This window comes from Streptomyces sp. NPDC045431 (genome assembly GCF_040646655.1).
In the GTDB taxonomy this organism is placed as follows: domain Bacteria; phylum Actinomycetota; class Actinomycetes; order Streptomycetales; family Streptomycetaceae; genus Streptomyces.
This window is the reverse complement of sequence record NZ_JBEZAQ010000035.1, coordinates 1-20,874: the sequence shown is the minus strand read 5'-3', so window position 1 is coordinate 20,874 and position 20,874 is coordinate 1. Positions and strand designations below refer to the sequence as shown.

Below are 20,874 nucleotides of genomic sequence, written 5' to 3'. Positions count from 1 at the left end.
CGACGCCACCTTCCGTACCGTGATCCGCTACTCCGGCGTCCCGCTCACCTTCACCGACGAGGACGCCGAGGCCGCCACCGGCCGGGGACCCGGGGTTACGCGCCGAGCTGCCGCTCCGCCGCGTCCACCGTCTGCGCGAGGAGCAGTGCGATGGTCATCGGTCCGACGCCGCCCGGCACCGGGGTGATCAGGCTCGCTCGGGTGGCCGCCGTCTCGAAGTCGACGTCGCCGACGTTGCCCTCGTTGTAGCCGGCGTCGATCACGACGGCGCCGGGCTTGATGTCCTCGCCCTTGATGAAGCGGGGCCGCCCGACGGCGGCGACCACGATGTCGGCCTCCCGTACGGCCGCCGACAGGTCGGCGGCGGGCGTGTACGAGTGGCAGTACGTCACAGTGGCGTTGCGCGCGAGCAGCAGCATGCCGGCGGGCTTGCCGAGGATGGCGCTGCGGCCCACGACGACGGCCCGCTTGCCGGCCGGGTCGACGTCGTACGCGTCGAGCAGGCGCATGATGCCGCCCGGGGTGCAGGAGACGAATCCGGGCAGGCCGAAGCTCATCGTCGCGAAGGAGCTGATGGTCACGCCGTCGACGTCCTTGGCGGGGTCGATGGCCTCGAAGGCGGCCCGCTCGTCGATGTGCGGGCCGGCCGGGTGCTGGAGCAGGATGCCGTGCACCTCCGGGTCCGCCGACAGCGAGCGGAGGGTGGCGACGAGTTCGGCGGTGGTGGTCGCGGCGGGCAGTTCGACGTGCCGGGAGCGGATTCCGGCCTTCTCGCAGCGGGCGCGCTTCATCTTGACGTACGTCACCGAGGCCGGGTCCTCGCCGACCAGGACGGTGGCGAGGCAGGGCCGGGTGCCGGTGCGGCGGGTGAGCTCGGCCGCGCGGGCGGCGGTCTCCTCGACGAGCCGGCGGGCGAGGCCGCTGCCGTCCATGAGGCGGGCGGTGGACGAGGTCGTGGACATTGGGGACTCCCGAGCGTCGCGGTGGCTCGCCCAGGCGCGCGGCATCGACGTCGGTCCGTCAGGCCGCTCCCCGGTGGTACTCCACCCCAGCGCCAGTCACGGCCCGCGCCCACTCTACGCCACGGAATCGAACGGTGTCCTGAACGGCTTCGCTCCCGCGGGGACGGGCGTGGTCCGCCCCCTACGATGACCGCGCACCAGCCCTTGCGCAGGAGGGGGGACGAGAGACGACGTGGACGAGGCCGGAAGCGGACCGCACACCGAGGAACGGCTGCGCGCCCAGCTCGCCGCCCTGGGGGTGCGGCCGGGCGGGGTGGTGCTGGCGCACGCGTCGCTGCGGGCGGTGGGCCCGGTGGCGGGGGGCGGTCAGACCGTGCTCCGGGCGCTGTGCGGGGCGCTCGGCGCGGACGGCACCGTGGTGGTGCCCACCTTCACCGCCCGCAACTCGGACACGTCACCGGCGTACCGGGAACGGGTGCGGGGTCTCGCGGAGGCGGAGCGCGCGGCGGTGCGGGAGGCGATGCCGGCGTACGACGCTGCGGCCATGCCCTCGGACGCCGGGGTCGGGGTACTGCCCGAGCTCGTGCGCACGACGGCCGGCGCGGTGCGCAGCGCCCATCCGCAGACGTCCTTCGCGGCGCTGGGCCCGCACGCCGAACGGGTGGTGTCCGGCCACCGTCCCGACTGCCATCTGGGGGAGGCTTCGCCACTGGCCCGGCTGTACGACATGGGGGCACGGATCCTGCTGCTGGGCACCGGGTTCGACCGGTGCACGGCGTTCCACCTCGGGGAGTACCGGGTCGCGCGGCCACCGCGCCGCACCTACCGGTGTGTCATCCGCGAGGGCGGGGTGCGGCGTTGGTGGGCGTACGAGGACGTGGCTCTGGACGACGGCGATTTCGCCGCCCTCGGGGCGGACCTGGAGCGCGACCGTCCCGGAGCCGTACGGCGGGGCCCGGTCGGTTCGGCGCCGACGTGCCGGCTGGTGGAGCTGGCGCCCGCCGTGGACTACGCCAAGGGGTGGCTGGAGCGCAACCGCGCGTACGGGTGACCGGCGCGACACCCGTACGGCGGACGTTTTCTGATCCGTCGTCGGTCGGCCGGTTCGCGGACGCCCGGGGCGGGGCAGCTCTTTCGAGACCCGAGTGAGGTGCTCCGTTGCCCCGACCTACTTCCTTCCCTGGGGGGATTGTGACGCGCACGCGTACGGCTCTGCTGCTGGTGGCCGCCCTGCTGAGCGCGGGGCTGGTGGGCGCCCCGCCCGCGGCGCCCGCCGCGGCCTGGTCCCGGATCGCGACGGGCGTCGAGTACCGCACGCTCGACATCCCGTCAGCGCGCGGGACGGCGAGGGCGCATGTGCTGTCGGCGGACCTGGCGGACGCGCGCGTGTCGGCCGGGCTGCTGTATCCGGGGGTGGTCGCGGCACGGTCGGCACTGTCCGTGCTCGCCGACGGCGCGGGCGCGACGGCCGGGGTCAACGGCGACTTCTTCCACATCACCGAGGCCCAGCACCCGGGCGTGGAGGCCACCGGCGCACCGGTCGGCCCCGCGGTCGCGGACGGCCGTCCGCTGAAGGCGGCGGTACCGAACGGACAGCGGTTCGGGCCCGCCCTGCCGCCCGGGACGAGCACCCGTCAGGTGCTGGGGGTGGGCGAGGACGGCAGGGCCCGGGTCGGGGAACTGGCCCTGGAGGGGGCCGTGTCGACGCCGCACGGGGAGCTGCCGCTCGGCGGGCTGAACCAGTACGCGCTGCCGGTGGGGTCCGTCGGGGTGTTCACCAAGGACTGGGGCGGTGCCTCACGCGTGCGTGCCACCTGCGGCACGGACACCCAGCGCTCCGCGCCGTGCAGCAAGGAGACGTACGAGGTGACGGTACGCGGCGGCAAGGTCGAGGCGGTCGCCGAGACGCCCGGCAGGGGCGTGATCGAGTCCGGTACCGAGGTCCTGGTGGGGCGGGAGGAGGGCGCGCGGGAGCTGCGCAAGCTGGCGGTCGGGGACCTGGTGAGCGTCCGGCACAAGCTGGTGGCGGCCGGTGACGCGTCGACGGCGTCGTACCGCTTCGCCGTGGGCGGGTTCCCGGTACTGCGCGGCGGGGAGCCGCTGGGCGGGCTGGACGGCGTGACGGCGGCGGTACGCACGGCGGCGGGCGTCGGCGGTGACGGCACCCGCCTGCTGCTGCTCGCCCTGGACGGCGGGCCGGGTTTCCGGTCGGGGCTGACCGTGTCCGAACTGGCCGCGACCATGAAGGGCTTGGGCGCCTCGGACGCCGTCAACCTGGACGGCGGCGGCTCGTCGACGTTGGTGGCGCGGCAGGAGGGGGCGACGAAGGTGAGCGTCCTCAACCATCCCAGCGGCGGGGTGCAGCGGGCCGTGCCGAACGGCATCGGGATCTTCGTCAAACCGGCGTCCTGAGGGCTGTCCCGTACGTGCGGTCCAGCGGCCCCTCCACCCACTGAAAGGCCGGCACCACCCCTGGGCAGTGCCGGCCTCCTTTTGTTCAGAAGTCGTGACAGGCCGGTCCTTTGGAACCGGTGATGATCCAGTTGAAGACCGCCCGGGTGCTCGGCCCGTAGAGACCGTCGGCGGAGATGCCGTGGTAGCGCTGCACCTTGGCTACGGCGGCCTTGGTCCCGGAGCCGTAGACGCCGTCCACATCGATCTTGGCGAAGCTGTAGCACCGGTTGATGGAGTTCTGCAGTGCCTTGACGGCCGAGCTGCTGTTGCCCGGGCCCAGCTGGCAGTTCAGGGATCCGGTGGACGAAGCCGCCACAGGACCGGAGAACCTGTTGCCGTACCCGTCCGTCCACGTCTTGGTGACGGTCTTGCTGCAGATGGGGGTGGCGGCCTGGGCCTGGGTGGCCGTCACGGCGACCACTCCCGTCGCGAGCAGTACGGAGCCGAGTCCCGCAGCGGCGACGCGCCGGGCTCCGGTGAGTATGGACATGGGTGTACCTCCGTCGATGGGCGATGGCCCGGGCCGAGCCGCCGGAAACCCGTGCCTCGGCCCGCTCGCAAGGAAGGCTAGGGTTCTCGGTGTCCGTGCACATCAGGGCGCCCCCTGAAGACGATTCAGCCACGCGCTTTGCGCCAGTCGCGGCTCTCCGGCCTCCTGACGTGAGACGCGGCTACGGCTTGAGGCTGCTGACCACGTCGGCCGTGGCGGAGACGCCGTTGTAGATGGTCGGGGCCAGGCTGGTGCTCGCCATGAAGAAGCCGAGCAGAGCGCAGACCAGCGCGTGGGAGAGCTTCAGGCCTCCGTTGCGCAGGAAGATCACCGCCAGGACCAGCAAAAGCAGCACCACGGAGACGGATACGGCCATGTGTCGCCCTCCTCGGCCAGTTGCCGCGTGGGGTGTGCGGCATTCGGCGGCCAGTCTGGCGGAGCGGGGGCGCCGTACGGCCGTACGGCACGTCGGCCGAACGGGTATTAACCGGCCACGACCCGTTACGCGGCGCCCGTACCGGTCCCCTTGCCGTTCCCGCCGCCGTCCGTACGCCGCAGGAAGGCCGCGAGCCCGGCGAGGTCGTCGGTGTTGAGGTGGTCGACGCGGGCGGCGAGCAGCTCCGTCCAGAGGGCGTCGCGGGCCGCTCCCGGGTGGTCCGGGGTGGCCCAGAACCGTACGCGCTGTCCGGCCCGGTGTGCGGCGGTGACGAGGGCGTGGAGGCGGGCCCGCTCGGCCTCGGGGAAGGGGCCGGTGCCCTGCCAGGTGAAGCCCTGGTTCCAGTGGGCGCTGATCAGCGGGACGAAGGAGGCCGGGGCCGCGGTGCCGAGGTCGCCCAGGCGGCCGTCGTAGAAGGCGTACCGCACGGGCTGCGCCTCCATGGGGGCGCGGGCCGCGCGGTCGCCCGAGACGACGGCCGTGACGGCGCCGGGCCGTACGGTGCCGTGCACGAAGGTGCTGAGCATGCGCCGGTACGGCACGAGTTGGCGGTGCAGTGCGCGGTAGGCGGCCGCGCCGTCCGCCTTGATGTCGATGAGCAGCTGTACGGGCTCGCGGTAACCGGCGTACACCGTCCCGTGGTGGGCCCTCACGCGCGCGAGCAGCGGATCGAGGTACAGGGAGCGGAGCGTACGGGTGGGGTCGAGCTGCCAGGGCTCGTGGGCGACGAGCAGGTCGCCGCCGACCAGGAAGACATCCGCCTCGACGCTGGTGAAGCCGTGCGCGAGGGCGTCGTGGAGCGGGCGCTGGTGAAGGTAGTCGTTGTGCGCGTGGGCGCGGCGGAGCGGCCTGACGGGCGCCGCCCGGTGCGCGGCGGCGGCCCGCTGTGCGGGCAGGACACCCCCTAAGGGGGCGGCTGCGGTGAGCGTGGCGAAGGCGGCGACGGCGGACCGGCGGGACAGTGGCGCCATGAGGACCTCCCGGGGGTGCTAGGGGGTGTCTTGCCGATCTTGCCGGGCTCGCGACGCCTGGTGCCGCTCACTGATCGGGCCTGATCGGGCCTGGTCGACAAGACACCCCTAGGGGGACGGTGCCGAGTATGCGGCTCCGTCCGGACAACCGGGTCACTCTCGCTCGCAGTTGGCCGACGCGGCACGCGTGCCGCGGGCGTCCTCACCGGCGCCGGGCGCGTGTCATGCCGGGGTGACGTGCCACGGCGTGCAGGTACTCGAGCGCGTCGAGGACCACCGTGCGGTCGTACCAGTCCAGCCAGCGCCCCACCTGGCGGCCGGTCCGGTCCAGGGCCTTGAGCTGGGCGGCATGGAGCTCCTGGATGGGGCGTGCGAAGTGGGCGGAGACCATCCCGATGCAGCGGCCGTCGCTCACCAGGGGCACGCTGTGCACGGAGCGGCTGCCCGCGTCGAGGACCGCCTGGCGGGCTTCCTCGGTGAACACCGGGGCGGTGCCGACGTCGCGGACGGTGACCTGGGCCATGTCCCGCGCCGCCTGCGCACAGGCGGTGCCGTCGTCCCCGACGTACTGGAAGAAGCTCACGAACTCCTCGCTCAGTCCCGCGTGCTTCTCCAGCCACAGCCCGCCCGTGGCGTGGTCCCCGATCTGGACGTTGCCCATGTCCGTGGCCGTGACCGCCAGCGTCTGCGAGAGCGTCGCCTGGAGCACGGCGCTGCGGTGCGCGCGTGCCGCGTCGTCGATGGCGAGGAGGTCCAGGCTCGGGGCGGGGCGCCGGGCCCGGCCCGGGAACCAGCGCTCCGCCCCGTGGTCCGGCCGGGCCAGCCGCACCACGGCCTCGGCGAGGGTGCGCAGCTTGACGTTGAAGCGCTGCGAGGCGGACTGCATCAGCGCGAACGCGGCCTCCGCGTCCGCCAGCCGGTAGCGCTCGCGGAGGATGCCCTGCGCCTGGGCGATCAGGGGGCGGTTACGGGCCTGGACACGCAGGTGCCGCACTTCGTCGCGCAACCGCGCCAGCTCCTCCAGGGCGCTCGTGCCGTCGGTGTCCCACGCACCGGGCCGGGGGGTGTCGGTCATGGAGGCGCGCCTGCCCCGGTCCGCGCGGATCACACTGTGTGGTCACTCACCGGGGTGGTCCGGCGACACTCGAAGGGCACGGCGAGCCAGCCGCTGGTCATGCCCCGCGCACGCACTCCGCCCAGTCCACCGTACGGTCGCACCAGCGCTCCAGCAGGACCCGGTCGTGGCCGACGGCGAGGAGTCCGGCGCCGTGCTCACGGCGGTACGTCTCGACGGCGGCGACCAGCGCGGCGGTCGTGGAGGCGTCGAGCATCGCGGTCATCTCGTCGCAGACCAGCCAGCGCGGGCGCAGCACCAGGGCGCGGGCGAGGCAGGCGCGCTGGAGCTGGCCGTCGCTGACCTCGTGCGGGCGGCGGGCGAGCAGGTCGTCGGTGAGGCCCACCGTGCGGGCCAGCTCGGCCGTGCGGTCCTCGGCCCCGGCGCGGCGGCCGGTGGCGCGCAGCGGCTCGGCGATCAGGTCGCGCAGCCGCAGCCGGGGGTCCGCGGAGAGGCGGGGCTGCTGGAAGACGACGCCGATGGCGGTGCGCAGCTCGCGCGGCGCGCGGTGGCGCCAGCCGCGTACGGGCTCGCCGTCGACGGTGACGCGGCCCGCGTCCGGGCGGTGCAGCAGTGCGGCCACCCGCGCGAGGGTCGACTTGCCGCAGCCGCTGGGCCCGAGGAGGCCGACGGACTCGCCGGGCGCGAGGGTCAGCGAGGCGCCGCGGAAGACGGGCGTGCGCGGGTCGTATCCGGCGGTGACGGCGTCGAGTTCAAGCACGGGTCGGCTCCTCGGCGGCCGCGGTGTGGGCGTGGTGGCAGGCGACGCCGTCCTGGAGGCGCGGCACCGTCCCGCAGGCGTCCGTCGCGCGGTCGCAGCGGGCGGCGAAGGCACAGCCGTCGGGCAGGGCGCCCAGCTCCGGGGGCAGGCCCGGGATGGGGGCGAAGTCCCGCTCGGGGAGGGCGGCGAGCAGGCCGCGCGCGTACGGGTGGCGGGGGCCGGGGGCGCCGAAGAAGCGGTCGGCGGCGGTGAGTTCCACGATCCGGCCGGCGTACATCACGGCGACCCGGTCGGCGATCCGCTCGGCGGCGGCCAGGTCGTGGGTGATCATCAGCAGCGCACGGCCCTCGTCGGCGTGGCGGCGCAGTTCGTCCACGGTGCGGTCGACCAGGTCGCGGTCGAGGCCGGTGGTCGGCTCGTCGGCGAGCAGGAGCGGCGCGTCGCCGACGAGCGCGAGGGCGGTGGCGGCGCGCTGCGCCTGGCCGCCGGAGAGTTCGTGCGGATGGTGGTCCAGGAGGCGGGGCGGGAAGGAGGCCCGTTCCGCGGCCGCGACGGCCGCCGCGCGGAGGTCCGCCCGCGGTGTGCCGGCCAGCTCGCGCAGGGTCTCCTCCAGCTGCGCCCGTACGGTGCGTACGGGGGTGAGGTGCGCGGCCGGGGACTGCGGTACGAGACCGATACGCCGGCCCCGTACCGTACGGGCGAGGACGCGCTCGTCGGCGGAGAGCACGTCGATGCCGTCGATCACCGCCGTGCCGGCGGTCTGCGCGTTGCCGGGCAGCAGACCGAGCAGGGCGGAGGCGAGGACGGACTTGCCGCAGCCGCTCTCGCCGACGAGGGCGAGGCACTCCCCCGCTGCCAGGTCGAAGCTCGCGCCGCTGACGGCGGCGATGTGGCGGCCGCCGCGCATCCGGAAGCGTACGGACATCTCCCGTACGGAGAGGACGGGAGTCACGGAGCTCACGGGGCTCACAGCATCAGCTCCGATCGGCGGCGTGGGTTGAGCCGTTCCCGCCAGGCACCGGCCAGGCCGGCGATGGCGAGCGTCGGGATGATCAGGAACAGGCCGGGGAAGAGCGTCGGCCACCAGTCGCCGGCGAGCAGCGAACCGCGCGCCGTCTGCACCAGGTTGCCGAGGCTCGCCTGGTGGGGCGGCAGGCCCAGCCCCAGGAAGGACAGCGCCGACTCGTGCCACATGGCGTGCGGCACCATCAGCACGGCCGCGAGCCCCGCCTGCGGCAACACGGCCGGCAGCAGATGCCGGACGGTCACGCGCCACCGCGAGGCGCCGCCCGAGATCGCCGCGTCGATGTAGGGGCGCGCGCGCAGTGACAGCACCTCGGAGCGGACGATCCGGGCGGTGGACAGCCAGTGCGTGAGCGCGACGGAGACGATGACGGGCCACACGCCGGGGCGGAACATCGCCACGATGAAGATGCCGAGCAGCAGGTGCGGTACGGAGGCGAAGGTGTCGACGAGCCGCATGAGGAGCCGGTCGGTCCAGCCGCCGAAGGCGGCGGCGGCCGCGCCCACGGCCGTGCCGATGACGGTGGCGACGAGCGCCGCGACGAGCCCGACGAGGAGCGAGACGCGCAGCCCGTACACGCAGCGCAGGAGCAGGTCGCGGCCGACGTCGTCGGTGCCGAAGGGGTGGGCCCAGGACGGCGGCTGGAGCTTCAGCGCCAGGTCGACGGCCTGCTGGTCGAGCCGCACCAGCGGCGGTACGACGAGCACGGCGAGGACGACCGCCGCGACGATCACGGCGGAGACCGCGACCCGTACGGTGCGGGTGGAGCGGCGGGTGCGCCCGTGGGAGCGCCAGAGGACGTCAGCCATCGAAGCCCACCCTCGGGTCGGCGAGCCCGTACAGCAGGTCGGAGAGGAGGTTGCCCAGCAGCACCGCGGCCGTGGCGAGCACGGTGAGTGCGGCGAGGAGCGGGAAGTCGACGGAGGTGGCGGCCTGCACGGTCGCGGCCGCGATGCCCGGCCAGCTGAAAACCGACTCAACAAGCAAGGCGCCCGTGATCAGTTCCGGCACGCGTGAACCGATGAGTGTGAGCATCGGCAGCATCCCGGACCGCAGCGCGTGCCCGAGCAGCACGGTCCGCTCCCCGAGGCCGCGTGCGCGTGCGCCGCGCACCGGGTCCTCGTCGAGCGCGTCGGCGACGCCCTGCCGTACGTACAGGAAGAACCACGGCAGTTGGGAGACGCCCAGCACGAGCGCGGGGAGGACCAGGTGGGAGGCGACCTGCTGGAAGGTGACGGTGTCGCTGGCGGTGTCGGTGAGACCGCCGGGCGGCAGGACGCCCAGTTCGAGCGCGAAGAACCAGATGGCGAGCAGCCCGAGCCAGAAGGCGGGGGCGGCTTCCAGGGTGTACGCGGCGGAGGTGGCGCACCGGTCGAGCCAGCCGCCCTGCCGCCGTGCCGCGAGCACGCCCAGGCCGGTGCCGAGGAGGATGGCGACGGCGAAGGCGGTGGCGGCGAGCAGCACGGACCAGCCGATGCGTTCGCCGATGACGTCGGCGACGGGCTGGCGCATGACGCTGGAGTCGCCGAGGTCGCCGGTGGCGGCGCCGGTGAGCCAGTCCCACCAGCGCGGGACGAGCGGCTGGTCGACGCCGAGGTTGGCGCGCAGCTGGTCGAGGTTCTCCTGGGAGGCGGTGAGTCCGGCGGTGCCGGCGTACGCCTTGACGGGGTCGAAGGGGGAGGCCGCGGCGACGGCGAAGACCCCGAACGTCACGATGAGGAGGACGGGGACGGCGAACAGCGCCCGCCGCCCCGCCATCCGGGCCATCGCCCCCCAGGGGAGGCGGCGGCCGGCCTGCTTGAGGGTCACTTCTTCGGGGTCCAGTCCTCGACGTTCCACCAAGGGCCGGAGGCGAGGCCGTGGTCGTGCGGCTCGACCTGCGTGGACAGGCCGTCCCAGAAGGTGGTGAGGACGTACACGTGGTCGATGTGGGTGAGGAAGGTGTAGCCGGGGTTCTTCACCAGCTCGCGCTGGACGGTGTCGTAGGCGGCCTTCCGGGCGGCCTTGTCGTTGGTCTTGCGGCCGTCGTCCAACGCCTTGTCGACGGCCGGGTTGTCGTACCAGGCCATGTTGTTGAAGCCGTCGCCGCCGAGGGAGGACTTCAGCAGCAGGTACTGGTCGAAGTCGGGGTCGCCGGGCGAGCCGCCGCCCGCGAGGACCGCGTCCTGCTTCATGCGCGGCTGGATGACCTCCCACGTGCCGGCCTGGGTGGTGATGTCGATGCCGGCCTTCTTGGCGTCGGAGGCGTAGGCGAGGGCGTGCTCCTGGCGGAGCTTGTCGCCGGAGAGGTACCAGAGCGGGAAGGCGGCGCGGACGCCGTCCTTGACGCGGATGCCGTCGGGGCCGGGCTTCCAGCCCGCCTCGTCGAGGATCTTCTTCGCCTGTCCCAGGTCGTGGGGGCGCTCGGTGCCCTTGGTGAACCACTCGCTGTCGGTGGGGACCGGGCCGTAGGCGGGCTTGCCGGCGCCTTCGAGGATCTTGTCGACCATGGCCTGGCGGTCGACGGCGACGTCGAGGGCGCGGCGGATGGCGGTGTCGCCGGTGACCTTGTTGTGGGTGGGCAGGGTCACGGTCCGGTAGTCGTACGTCGTGGCCTCATAGGTCTTCTTGCCGCCGTCGTTCTTGAAGCCCTTGGCGAGGTTGGGCGGCAGGATCGCGCCGTCGAGGTCGCCGGAGCGCAGGCGGGTGGCGCGGACGTCGTCGTCCTTGATGATCGCCATGGTGAACTTCTCCACCTTCGGCGCGCCGCCCCAGTAGTGGGGGTTGGCCTTGAAGCTGAGCTTCTCGCCCTTGGACCAGCCGGTGAGGATGTAGGGGCCGGTGCCGATGGGCTTGGTGGTGAAGGGGCCGGAGTTGACGTCCTGCTTGGCCGCGATGTGCTCGGGGGCGATGGCGAGGACCGTGCGCTCGGCGAAGGGCGCGTACGGGTACTTGAGCGTGAAGACGACCGTGTCGTCGCCGACCGCCTTGACGTCCTTGAGGGCGTCGAGCTCGGTCTTCGAGGGGTTGTTCGTCTTCGCGTCGAGGATGGTCCGGTAGGTGAAGACGACGTCCTTGGCGCTGAACGGCTTGCCGTCGCTGAAGGTGACGCCCTTGCGGAGCTTGTACGTGTACGTCAGGCCGTCCGCGCTCACCTCGGGCAGCTCGGCGGCGAGGGCGGGCTGGAGCTTCATGTCGCCGTCGAAGGCGAGCAGCCCGTCGAAGATCTTGGAGTTGCCGTCCTTGCCGTAGCCGAGGAGGGGGCTGAGCGTCTCGGGTTCGTACGCGATGCCGACGACCGCGCTGTCCCCGGCGCCGTGGTTCTTCTCCCCCGGGGTGGGGTTGGAGCAGGCCGCCGCGGTGAGGGCCAGGGCCCCGGCCAGCGTCGCGGCGGCCGTGCCGCGTATGGCGCGTATGGATCGGGCGGTCATGGTCCGCACCCCTCTTGAAGATCGGATGTTGTTGCGAGCGATTCGCAATTAAACATCATGTAGAGGGGTGGGCACGTACCGCGGTCCTTACCCGGCCATCTCGGGGGCGGGAAGGTCCACCAGCTCGGCGAGGGTGCGCTTGTGGTGCCCCGCCGAGCCGAGCGCGATCTGGTCGGCCTTGGCCCGCTTGAGGTAGAGGTGCGCGGGGTGTTCCCAGGTCATGCCGATGCCGCCGTGCAGCTGGACGCACTCCTCGGCGGCGCGCACCGCGACGCGCGAGCAGTACACCTGGGCGACGGCCACGGCGAGCGGTGCGTCGGGGGCGGCGGTGGCGAGCGCGTCGGCGGCGCTCCGGGCGGCGGCCCGGGCGCTCGCGACGTCCAGCCAGAGCTGCGCCATGCGGTGCTTGAGCGCCTGGAAGGAGCCGACGGGGCGGTTGAACTGGTGGCGCTCGCGGGTGTGCCGGACCGTCTCCTCCAGGCACCACTCGGCCACGCCGAGCTGCTCGGAGGCGAGCAGGCCGGCCCCGGCGAGCAGGCCGCGGCGGACGGCCGCGCGGGCGGCGCCTGCGTCCGCGAGGCGGGTGCCGCCCACGTCGGCGGTCACGGTGGCGAGGGGCCGGGTCAGGTCCAGCGGGGTCTGCGGCACGACCTCGGCGTCGGCGGCGTCGACCGCGTACAGCCCGTCGGGGCGCACCACGAGCAGGACGTCGGCGCGGACGGCGTCGGCGACCCCGGAGACCGGCCCCGGGACGGCCCCGGAGGCGCCGGTCGCCGTGGTGACCGGGTCGTCACCGGGCCCGGCGGCGAGCGGGACGGCGAGGACCGCGACCTTGCGGCCGGCGGCCAGCTCCGTCAGGAGGTCCCGGGCGTCGACGGCCAGCAGCGTCTCGGTCGCGACGACCGCGCTGGTGAGGTACGGCGCGGGCGTGACCGCGCGGCCCAGCTCCTCCAGGACGACGGCGGCCTCGCGGTGCGTGGCGCCCTGTCCGCCGGACTTCTCGGGGACGAGGAGCCCGGCCGCGCCCATGTCGGAGGCGAGTCCCCGCCAGACGGCGGGGTCGTACGGCGTGCCCGCCTCGACGCGCGCGGGCAGGGCGGCCGGGTCGGAGCGGCCGGCGAGGAGGGACCGTACGGCGGCCCGGAGGTCGTTCTCCTCCTCGGTGTACAGCAGGTCCGTCATCGCGCCAGGTCCTTCCATGCGACGTCCTTGTCGTTGCGCGGCTCGGCGGGCAGGCCGAGGACGCGTTCCGCGACGATGTTGAGGAGCACCTCGCTCGTGCCGCCCTCGATGGAGTTGCCCTTGGAGCGGAGGTAGCGGTAGCCGGCGTCGCGGCCGGTGAAGTCGACGTGCTCGGGGCGGCGCATGGTCCAGTCCCCGTACAACAGGCCCTCCTCGGCGAGAAGTTCCACCTCCAGGCCGCTGATCTGCTGGTTGAGGCGGGCGAAGGCGAGCTTCATGCCGCTGCCCTCGGGGCCGGGCTGGCCGACGGCGAGCTGCTGGCGCAGCCGCTCGCCGGTCAGCCGGGCGACCTCGGCGTCCACCCACAGGTCGAGCAGGCGCTGGTGGAGGTCGTGGGTGCGCAGCTCGGGGCGGTCGCGCCAGGTGCGCGCGACGGTGGCGATCATGCCGCCCTCGCGCGGGATGCGGGCGCCGCCGATGGCGACCCGCTCGTTGTTCAGCGTGGTCTGGGCGACCTTCCACCCCTCGCCGACCTCGCCGAGGCGGTGGGCGTCGGGGATGCGGACGTCGGTGAGGAAGACCTCGTTGAACTCGGCCTCGCCGGTGATCTGGCGCAGCGGCCGCACCTCGACGCCCGGGTCGGTCATGTCGCACAGGAAGTAGGTGATGCCACGGTGCTTGGGCACGTCGGGGTCGGTGCGGGCGATGAGGATCGCCCAGCGGGCCACGTGGGCGCTGGAGGTCCACACCTTCTGCCCGTTGACCACCCAGTCGCCGCCGTCCCCGTCCCGGACCGCCCGGGTGGCGAGCGCGGCGAGGTCGGAGCCGGCGCCGGGCTCGCTGAACAGCTGGCACCAGACCTCCTCCCCCAGCCACAGGGGGCGGAGGAAGCGGCGCTTCTGCTCCTCGGTGCCGTACGCGAGGATCGTCGGGGCCGCCATGCCGAGCCCGATGCCGATGCGGCGCGGGTCGTTGTCGGGCGCTCCGGCGGCCGCCAGCTCGGCGTCGACGACGGCCTGGAGGGAGCGCGGCGCGTCGAGGCCGCCGAGGCCGACGGGGTAGTGGACCCAGGCGAGCCCGGCGTCGAAGCGGGCCGCGAGGAAGTCGGCGCGGTCGGTGGTGGCCGGGGGGTGGGCCTCCAGCAACGCGCGCGTGCGTGCGCGCAGTTCGGCGGCGTCGGTCACTTGGCGGCTCCTTCCGTGACGGCTTCCCCTGCGGCCGGGAGGACGACGAGGCGACCCGTCGTGGTGCCGTCGGCGACGCGCTGCACGGCGGCCGCCGCGTCCGCGAAGCCGACCCGGTCGCTGATCAGTGGCTTGATCAGCCCCTTGGCGGCGTACTCGGTGAGCGTGTCGTGGCAGCGGCGGACGGCCTCGGGGTCCTGCTGGTTGTACAGGCCCCAGTGCAGGCCGAGGATCGAGTAGTTCTTGACGAGGGCGTGGTTGAGGGCGGGCGCCGGGATGTCGCCGCTCGCGAAGCCGACGACGACGATCCGGCCCTCGAACGCCACGCACTTGGCGGACTTGGCGTACGCGTCGCCGCCGACCGGGTCGTAGACGACGTCGGCGCCCCGGCCGCCGGTGGCGTCCTTCACGGCGGCGACGATGTCGTCGGTGCGCCGGTCGATGACCAGGTCACAGCCGAGTTCGCGGGCGACGGCGGCCTTGTCGGCGCCGCCGACGACGCCGATGACGGTGGCGCCGGTCGCCTTGCCCAGCTGTACGGCGGCGCTGCCGACCCCGCCGGCGGCGGCGTGGACGAGGAGCGTCTCGCCCTCGCGGAGCCCGGCCCTGCGGTGCAGTCCGAAGAAGCCGGTCTGGTAGCCGATGTGGAGGGCGGCGGCCTCGGCGTCGTCGAGGGCATCGGGCGCGGGCAGCACGGCGGCCGCGTCGGCGACGGCGTACTCGGCGAGGCCGCCGTACGGCAGCGCGGGCGTGGCGATCACGCGGCGGCCGTCCTCGGTCTCACCGCAGACCTCCACGCCGGGCGTGAACGGCAGGGGCGGGCGCACCTGGTAGTGGCCCCGGCACAGCAGGGCGTCCGGGAAGTTGATGTTCGCGGCCCGGACCTTCAGCAGCAGCTGCCCCTCGCCGGGCGTGGGCCGGTCCACCTCGTCGAGCCGCATCACCTCGCTCGGCTCACCGTTGCGGTGTACGCGCCATGCCTGCATGCGGGCCTCCACTAGGGGTCGGACGGAACCACGATGGAGCGCATACTAAGCGGTCGCTTGCCGGTCGGGGAAGAGGCGGGCCCCGGTGGCGCACCCGCCCACCGGGGCCTCGGGATGTGCCGCTACGGCGGTACGTCAGCGGCTGAAGACCTCGAAGGCCACGGCCGGGCGCCCGCCGAACCGCGCCGCGGCGGCCTGCGCGTTGCCTGTGAGGAAGGCACGGACGTACTCCTCCGGGTCCTGGTCCGTCAGCGCCTCGATGTACGCGCGGTGTTCCAGCAGCGAGCGCACGGCGCGCTCCAGGCCGGGCGTCGCGTCCACGGCGTGGGTGGGGCTGACGGAGCCGGCGACCGCCACCCAGCGCACCCCGTCCCACGGCTGGAGGCCCTGCTCGACGAGCTCGGGGAAGATCCAGCGGTTGCCCGCGTCGGCCGCCGCGTCGAGCGTGGCGCGGCCGACGGCGACGTGGTCCGGGGTGTTCCAGGCGACGCCGCCCCAGGTGTCGCGGTGGTTGAGGGTGATGACGAGCTCGGGGCGGTGGCGGCGGATCGCGGCGGCGATGTCCCGGCGCAGGCCGAGGCCGTACTCCACGACGCCGTCCCTGTGGTCGAGGAACTCCACCTCCGAGACGCCGACGACCGCCGCGCCGGCCCGCTGCTCCCGCTCCCGCAGCGGCCCGCAGGTCGCGGGGTCGATGGTGTCGATGCCCGCCTCGCCGCGGGTCGCGAGGACGTACGTCACCTCGCGCCCGGCGTCGGTCCAGGCGGCGACGGCGGCGGCGCACCCGTATTCGAGGTCGTCGGGGTGGGCGACGACGGCGAGGGCGCGCTGCCAGTCCTCGGGCATGGGCTGGAGCTGGGCGGCCGGTTCACCGGTTGCTCGATCAGTCATGGGCGCAGGATACGGGCGGAGCCGATCGGCGCCGACGCCCCGTCAGGTCGCTGTCAGAGCGCGCCGTCAGGTCGCTGTCGGGTCGCCGTCAGATCTCGTTTCGCGCCAGGGCGAGCAGCCGGTCCAGGACGCGGTGGCCGCCCGCGCGGAGCCCGTCGTGTTCGAACTCGTCGGTCACCCACGTCCGCAGGCCCCGGATCGTCCGCGCGGTGGCGAGCGAGTGCGCCGTGTCGACGTACAGGTCGTCGTGGTACACGGCGGCGGCGACCGGTACGGCGGTGGCGGCGAGGCGCTCGGCGTCGTACAGCGGCGTCCAGTCCTCGCGGGCGGCGAGCAGTTCGGCGGTCTCGCGCAGGGGCCGCAGGGCCGGGTCGGTGTCGAAGTGCCAGGGGTGGATGGTCTCGCCGGTGAAGAGCAGCGGTCCGTCGCCCTCCAGGGCCTTGGCGGCGTCGAACTCCGGGAACTCCCCGCGCACCCGCTCGGCCGCCCACGCCGTGGGGCCCTGGCCGCGAGCGGCGCCCTGGGCGTAGATGGCCTCGTGCAGCAGGGCGTACAGCGGGTGCGCCGCGAACGACAGCGCCGCCCGCACGTCCTCCTGGAAGGCGTCGGAGAGGACCGGGCCGCCGGCGCCGCGGACGAAGGCGTTCTCCAGCAGGTAGTGGAGGCGGTGGCTGCCGTCCCCGCCGCCGAGCAGGATGCCCAGCGACTGGAAGGCCTCCGGGGTCAGCACGTGGCCGCCCGGCAGGACCGTGCGGTGCTCGGCGAGGTGGGCGGCGATACGGCGGGCGCGTTCGACGTCCTGCGGGTAGCGGGCGTAGTGGTCCTCGGCCTTGCGCCGCATGCGGGGGTAGGAGGCGCGGTAGACGTCGTCGGCGCGGGCGTCCAGCGAGGGCAGGCCGCCGGTGATGAGGACGGTCCGCAGGCCCTCCGGGGCGGCGGACAGGTAGTGGGTGGCGCAGAAGCCGCCGAAGCTCTGGCCGAGCACGGTCCAGGGGGCGCCGCCCGTCAGCCGGTGCCGGACCAGTTCGCAGTCCCGCACGATGGAGTCGGCGCGGAAGTGCGCAAGGTAGTCGGCCTGGGCGGCGGGGCCGCCGTGCAGGGGCAGGGTCTGCCGGTTGGCGGGGGTGGAGCGGCCGGTGCCGCGCTGGTCGAGGAGCAGCACCCGGAACTCCTGGACGGCGCGGCCCAGCCACGCCTGGGCGCCGACGAAACGGCGGGCGCCGAAGCCGGGGCCGCCCTCCAGGTAGAGCAGCCACGGCAGGTCGGCGCCCACGCTCCCGGAGGCCACGACCTCGCGGCCGTACAGCTCGATGTGCGCGCCGGAGGGGTCGCCGTGGTCGAGTGGGACGGTGAAGCGGTGGTCGGTGAGGACGACCCCGGGCTGGCGGTAGCTGGTCAACGCGGCTCCTGTCACCTTCTGGCTGTGCGGTGGTGCGCCGCCCAGTCCACCACAGGCCGGGACCCGCCCTGACCAGGGGCCTTGTGACCGGGGGGCTTCCGCTCGCGAGCCCGCGCGGCCCGTACGGTGATCATGACCGTGTCCCGCACCAGGGTGGAGCCCCCGGTGGCCCTTCCAGCGGTCCGGCTGCGCCGGCTCCCGGGGAGGCCGGCGGTCTGACCCGACGGGCCCGGACGCCCCCGCACGCGGTCGCTGCCCCCAGGGGTCCGATGCTAGAAATGGGGCATGAACGGACGTCTCGGACGACCCAGGCGCGTGTCGGGCGCCCGGCTCCGTTCCCTGCTGCGGGCCCGCAGCGTGGCCGGGCAGGTGCTGCTGCTGCAGGTCGTCGTCGCGGTGCTGCTGATCGTCGCCGCGGTGGTCGCGCTCGCGTACCAGGAGCGGCACGACGGCGAGCAGGAGGCGAAGAGCCGGTCGCTCGCCGCCGCCGAGTCCTTCGCGGACGCCCCGGGCACCGCGCGGGCCCTGACGTCGCCGGACCCGGCGGCGGCCCTGCGGGCGCACGCCGAGGAGGCGCGGCGCGGCGCGGGCGTGGACTTCTTCGTGGTGATGACACCGGACGGCACGCGCCTCGTCGACACCGACCCGTCGCTGGTCGGCACGCGTGCCGAGGGCGTCGAGCGGGCCGCCGGGGGGACGCCGTTCGCGGAGATCTTCGAGGGTGCCCCGAACGACGCGGCGCGGGCCGTCGTGCCCGTCGAGGGCCCGGACGGCACCATCGTGGGCCTGGTGAGCGCCGGGGTGGAGATCGAGAACGTCGGGGCGGCCGTCAACCGCCACCTGCCGGTGCTGCTCGTCTCCGCGGCCGGCGCGCTGGCCCTGGCCGTCGGCAGCTCCGCGCTGGTGAGCCGGCGGCTGAGCCGCCAGACGCACGGCCTCGGCCCCACCGAGATGACCCGGATGTACGAGCACCACAACGCCGTCCTGCACGCCGTGCGCGAGGGCGTGATCCTGATCGGCGGCGACGGCCGCCTGACGCTCGCCAACGACGAGGCGCGCAGGCTGCTGGAGCTGCCGGCGGCGGCCGAGGGGCGCCGCGTCACCGAGCTGGGTCTGGACGAGGACATCGCGGAGCTGCTGGCCTCGGGCCGTACCGTCACCGACGAGGTGCACCTGGCCGCCGACCGGCTGCTGGCCGTGAACACCCGCCCCACGGCCCCGTACGGCGGCGCCTCCGGCACGGTCGCGACGCTCCGCGACACCACCGAGCTGCGCGCCCTGTCGGGTACGGCGGAGGTGGCCCGGGAGCGGCTGAAGCTGCTGTACGAGGCGGGGGTGCGGATCGGCACCACGCTGGACGTGCGGCGGACCGCGGAGGAGCTGTCGGAGGTGGCGGTCCCCCGGTTCGCGGACTTCGTCACGGTGGAGCTGCTGGACCCGGTGCTGCGCGGCGAGGAGCCGACCGACGAGCACACCGAGATGCGGCGGGCGGCGGTGAGCGGCATCCGCGAGGACCCGCCGCTGCAGCCGGTGGGCGACCTGATCAGGTTCGACGATCCGACGACGCCGATGGCGGCGGCGCTGGCGACCGGGCACGCGGCGCTGGAGGCGGACCTGAGGGTGGCGCACGGCTGGCGGGCCCAGGACCCCGAGGGGGCCGACAGGGCGCTTGCGTACGGCATCCACTCCCTGATCGCGGTGCCCCTGCAGGCGCGGGGCGTGGTGATGGGCATGGCCAACTTCTGGCGCTCGGAGCGGCCCGAACGGTTCGAGGAGGAGGACCTGGCCTTCGCGGAGGAGCTGGCCGCCCGCGCCGCCGTGGCGATCGACAACGCCCGCCGGTTCACCCGCGAGCACACCATGGCCGTCACGCTGCAGCGGAGCCTGCTCCCCCGGGTGCTGCCCGAACAGGAGGCGCTGGAGGTCGCGTACCGCTATCTGCCGGCGCAGGCCGGGGTGGGCGGCGACTGGTTCGACGTGATCCCCCTGCCGGGCGCGCGGGTCGCGCTGGTGGTCGGCGATGTGGTGGGGCACGGCCTGCACGCCGCCGCCACGATGGGCCGGCTGCGTACGGCGGTGCACAACTTCTCGGCCCTGGACCTGCCGCCGGACGAGCTGCTGGGCCATCTGGACGAGCTGGCCTCCCGCATCGACGAGGAGGAGGCGGGCGACGGCAGCGGCGACGGCATCACGGGCGCCACCTGTCTGTACGCCGTCTACGACCCGGTGTCCGGGAGCTGCAGCATGGCGACGGCCGGGCACTTCGCCCCGGCGCTGGTCATGCCGGACGGGACGGTGGATTTCCCCCCGGTGCCCGTCTTCCCGCCGCTGGGCCTCGGCGGCGGACCGTTCGAGACGGCGGAGATGCGGCTGCCGGAGGGCAGCCGGCTGGTGCTGTACACCGACGGCCTCATCGAACACCGCGACCGCGACGTCGACACCGGTCTGCGGCTGCTGTGCGACACGCTGGCCGGGCACCGGGCGGACCGGACGGCGGAGGAGACCTGCCAGGCCGTCTTCAGCGCGATGCTGCCCCCGCACCGCAGGGACGACATCGCGCTGCTGGTGGCGCGCACCCGGCTGCTGGAACGGGACCGGGTGGCGGACTGGGACGTGCCCGCCGACCCCGCGGCCGTCGCGCCGGTCCGCGCCGCGTGCGGCCGCCAGCTGGAGGCGTGGGGCCTGGGCGACATCGGGTTCACCACGGAGCTGATGCTCAGCGAATTGATCACCAACGCGATCCGGTACGGGTCCGAGCCCATCCACGTACGGCTGCTGCGCGAACGCAGCCTGATCTGCGAGGTGTCCGACGGCAGCAGCACCTCGCCGCACCTGCGGCGCGCGGCGACGACGGACGAGGGCGGGCGCGGACTGTACCTGGTGTCGCAGTTCGCGGGGCGGTGGGGGACGCGGTACACGCCCACGGGGAAGGTGATGTGGACGGAGCAACCGCTGACCGGCGGACCGCAACCGGTGGCGGAGCTGCTGCTCGACGACCTGTCGTGGTGACCGGGGGGCCGGTCCGACGGGGCGGGCGCTACCCGCGGTGGGCACAGCTCCAGGCGCCCATGCCCTGCTGGGCGGCGAGCCGCTTGGCGGTCGCGATCTGCTCGCTCCTGGTGGCGAGGTCCGCCCGGGGCGCGTACTTGCGGCCTCCCGCCGCCTCCCAGCTGGACTGGGTGAACTGCAGCCCGCCGTAGTGGCCGTTGCCCGTGTTGGCCTTCCAGTTGCCGCTGGACTCGCACTGCGCGATGGCGTCCCAGTCGACGCGTGGCGCGGCGTGGGCGGCGGCCGGGGCGGCGGGCGCGGCGAGCAGGACCGCGGCGTGGGCGGCGAGCACGGTCAGGAGCAGCGAGTTCGTACGACGACGGGACATGGGCGTCCTCTCCCTCGGGGACCTGCCACGGACGGGCAGGGTGCTCCGACCGTAGAACCGGGTCCGGGAACCGGCACGCGCAGTTGCGCCCATCGGGCTGTTGTGGTCGATCTATCGACAATTCGCGCGCGGGGAGCGTCGGTCAGCGCGCCCGTACGGAGCGGGGCCAGGACGCGGCGGTCCTTGCGGATGTCCCCGAGGGTGATCACCTGGGTGGCGATCTGGTTCACGTTCGACCGGATCGACTGCAGGGCCTCGTCGTCCTGGGTGTCAC

The 20,874-nt window shown here is 74.2% G+C and carries 19 protein-coding genes and 1 riboswitch; of the genes, 3 read left to right on the top strand and 16 right to left on the bottom strand.

Annotated elements, in window-relative coordinates:
* Positions 1–95 precede the first annotated feature (95 nt).
* Positions 96–962, bottom strand: a complete 867-nt coding sequence (locus AB0A69_RS33455) for a bifunctional 5,10-methylenetetrahydrofolate dehydrogenase/5,10-methenyltetrahydrofolate cyclohydrolase (protein ID WP_361429828.1) — start codon at positions 960–962, stop codon at positions 96–98.
* A 21-nt stretch (positions 963–983) separates the two neighbouring features.
* A riboswitch (ZMP/ZTP riboswitch) is annotated at positions 984–1,072 on the bottom strand.
* 122 nt (positions 1,073–1,194) lie between these two features.
* Here AB0A69_RS33455 and AB0A69_RS33450 point away from each other — a divergent pair.
* Positions 1,195–2,013 (top strand): AAC(3) family N-acetyltransferase, encoded by an 819-nt coding sequence (locus AB0A69_RS33450; protein ID WP_361429826.1) that lies wholly within the window; start codon positions 1,195–1,197, stop codon positions 2,011–2,013.
* Between the two features lie 140 nt (positions 2,014–2,153).
* Positions 2,154–3,374: a phosphodiester glycosidase family protein gene (locus tag AB0A69_RS33445; RefSeq protein ID WP_361429824.1), complete on the top strand. Its 1,221-nt coding sequence runs from the start codon at positions 2,154–2,156 to the stop codon at positions 3,372–3,374.
* A gap of 85 nt (positions 3,375–3,459) precedes the next feature.
* Here AB0A69_RS33445 and AB0A69_RS33440 read toward each other — a convergent pair whose 3' ends face one another.
* From AB0A69_RS33440 to AB0A69_RS33375, 14 genes are all read right to left on the bottom strand, one after another.
* Complete coding sequence (locus tag AB0A69_RS33440; protein ID WP_361429822.1) at positions 3,460–3,906, bottom strand: peptidoglycan-binding domain-containing protein; 447 nt, start codon at positions 3,904–3,906, stop codon at positions 3,460–3,462.
* A gap of 181 nt (positions 3,907–4,087) precedes the next feature.
* Complete coding sequence (locus tag AB0A69_RS33435; protein WP_355361474.1) at positions 4,088–4,282, bottom strand: hypothetical protein; 195 nt, start codon at positions 4,280–4,282, stop codon at positions 4,088–4,090.
* Between the two features lie 125 nt (positions 4,283–4,407).
* Positions 4,408–5,313, bottom strand: coding sequence for a phosphatidylinositol-specific phospholipase C/glycerophosphodiester phosphodiesterase family protein (locus tag AB0A69_RS33430; RefSeq protein ID WP_361429819.1), 906 nt, complete (start codon positions 5,311–5,313; stop codon positions 4,408–4,410).
* A gap of 202 nt (positions 5,314–5,515) precedes the next feature.
* Entirely contained in the window at positions 5,516–6,388 is an 873-nt protein-coding gene (locus AB0A69_RS33425; protein WP_361429817.1) for an ANTAR domain-containing protein, read from the bottom strand.
* 97 nt (positions 6,389–6,485) lie between these two features.
* On the bottom strand, positions 6,486–7,148 hold the full coding sequence (locus AB0A69_RS33420; protein ID WP_361429815.1) for an ATP-binding cassette domain-containing protein: 663 nt from the start codon (positions 7,146–7,148) through the stop codon (positions 6,486–6,488).
* Entirely contained in the window at positions 7,141–8,073 is a 933-nt protein-coding gene (locus AB0A69_RS33415; RefSeq protein ID WP_361429832.1) for an ABC transporter ATP-binding protein, read from the bottom strand. The genes AB0A69_RS33420 and AB0A69_RS33415 overlap by 8 nt, the downstream gene beginning before the upstream one ends.
* Positions 8,074–8,114: 41 nt before the next feature.
* Entirely contained in the window at positions 8,115–8,981 is an 867-nt protein-coding gene (locus tag AB0A69_RS33410) for an ABC transporter permease (RefSeq protein ID WP_361429813.1), read from the bottom strand.
* Positions 8,974–9,939, bottom strand: a complete 966-nt coding sequence (locus AB0A69_RS33405; protein ID WP_361429830.1) for an ABC transporter permease — start codon at positions 9,937–9,939, stop codon at positions 8,974–8,976. Before AB0A69_RS33405 ends, AB0A69_RS33410 begins: the two co-directional genes overlap by 8 nt.
* Positions 9,940–9,977: 38 nt before the next feature.
* Complete coding sequence (locus tag AB0A69_RS33400; RefSeq protein WP_361429811.1) at positions 9,978–11,582, bottom strand: ABC transporter substrate-binding protein; 1,605 nt, start codon at positions 11,580–11,582, stop codon at positions 9,978–9,980.
* A gap of 87 nt (positions 11,583–11,669) precedes the next feature.
* Positions 11,670–12,782: an acyl-CoA dehydrogenase family protein gene (locus AB0A69_RS33395; RefSeq protein WP_361429809.1), complete on the bottom strand. Its 1,113-nt coding sequence runs from the start codon at positions 12,780–12,782 to the stop codon at positions 11,670–11,672.
* Positions 12,761–13,948, bottom strand: coding sequence for an acyl-CoA dehydrogenase family protein (locus AB0A69_RS33390; protein ID WP_361429807.1), 1,188 nt, complete (start codon positions 13,946–13,948; stop codon positions 12,761–12,763). The genes AB0A69_RS33395 and AB0A69_RS33390 overlap by 22 nt, the downstream gene beginning before the upstream one ends.
* Positions 13,945–14,934, bottom strand: a complete 990-nt coding sequence (locus tag AB0A69_RS33385; RefSeq protein ID WP_361429805.1) for an NADPH:quinone oxidoreductase family protein — start codon at positions 14,932–14,934, stop codon at positions 13,945–13,947. The genes AB0A69_RS33390 and AB0A69_RS33385 overlap by 4 nt, the downstream gene beginning before the upstream one ends.
* Positions 14,935–15,069: 135 nt before the next feature.
* Positions 15,070–15,825: a PIG-L deacetylase family protein gene (locus tag AB0A69_RS33380; protein WP_361429803.1), complete on the bottom strand. Its 756-nt coding sequence runs from the start codon at positions 15,823–15,825 to the stop codon at positions 15,070–15,072.
* Between the two features lie 88 nt (positions 15,826–15,913).
* Entirely contained in the window at positions 15,914–17,224 is a 1,311-nt protein-coding gene (locus tag AB0A69_RS33375; RefSeq protein ID WP_361429801.1) for an alpha/beta fold hydrolase, read from the bottom strand.
* A 285-nt stretch (positions 17,225–17,509) separates the two neighbouring features.
* Between AB0A69_RS33375 and AB0A69_RS33370 the strand changes: the two genes are divergently transcribed.
* Positions 17,510–20,233, top strand: a complete 2,724-nt coding sequence (locus AB0A69_RS33370) for a SpoIIE family protein phosphatase (protein WP_361429799.1) — start codon at positions 17,510–17,512, stop codon at positions 20,231–20,233.
* A gap of 28 nt (positions 20,234–20,261) precedes the next feature.
* Here AB0A69_RS33370 and AB0A69_RS33365 read toward each other — a convergent pair whose 3' ends face one another.
* Entirely contained in the window at positions 20,262–20,600 is a 339-nt protein-coding gene (locus tag AB0A69_RS33365) for a transglycosylase family protein (RefSeq protein WP_361429797.1), read from the bottom strand.
* Between the last annotated feature and the right edge of the window lie 274 nt (positions 20,601–20,874).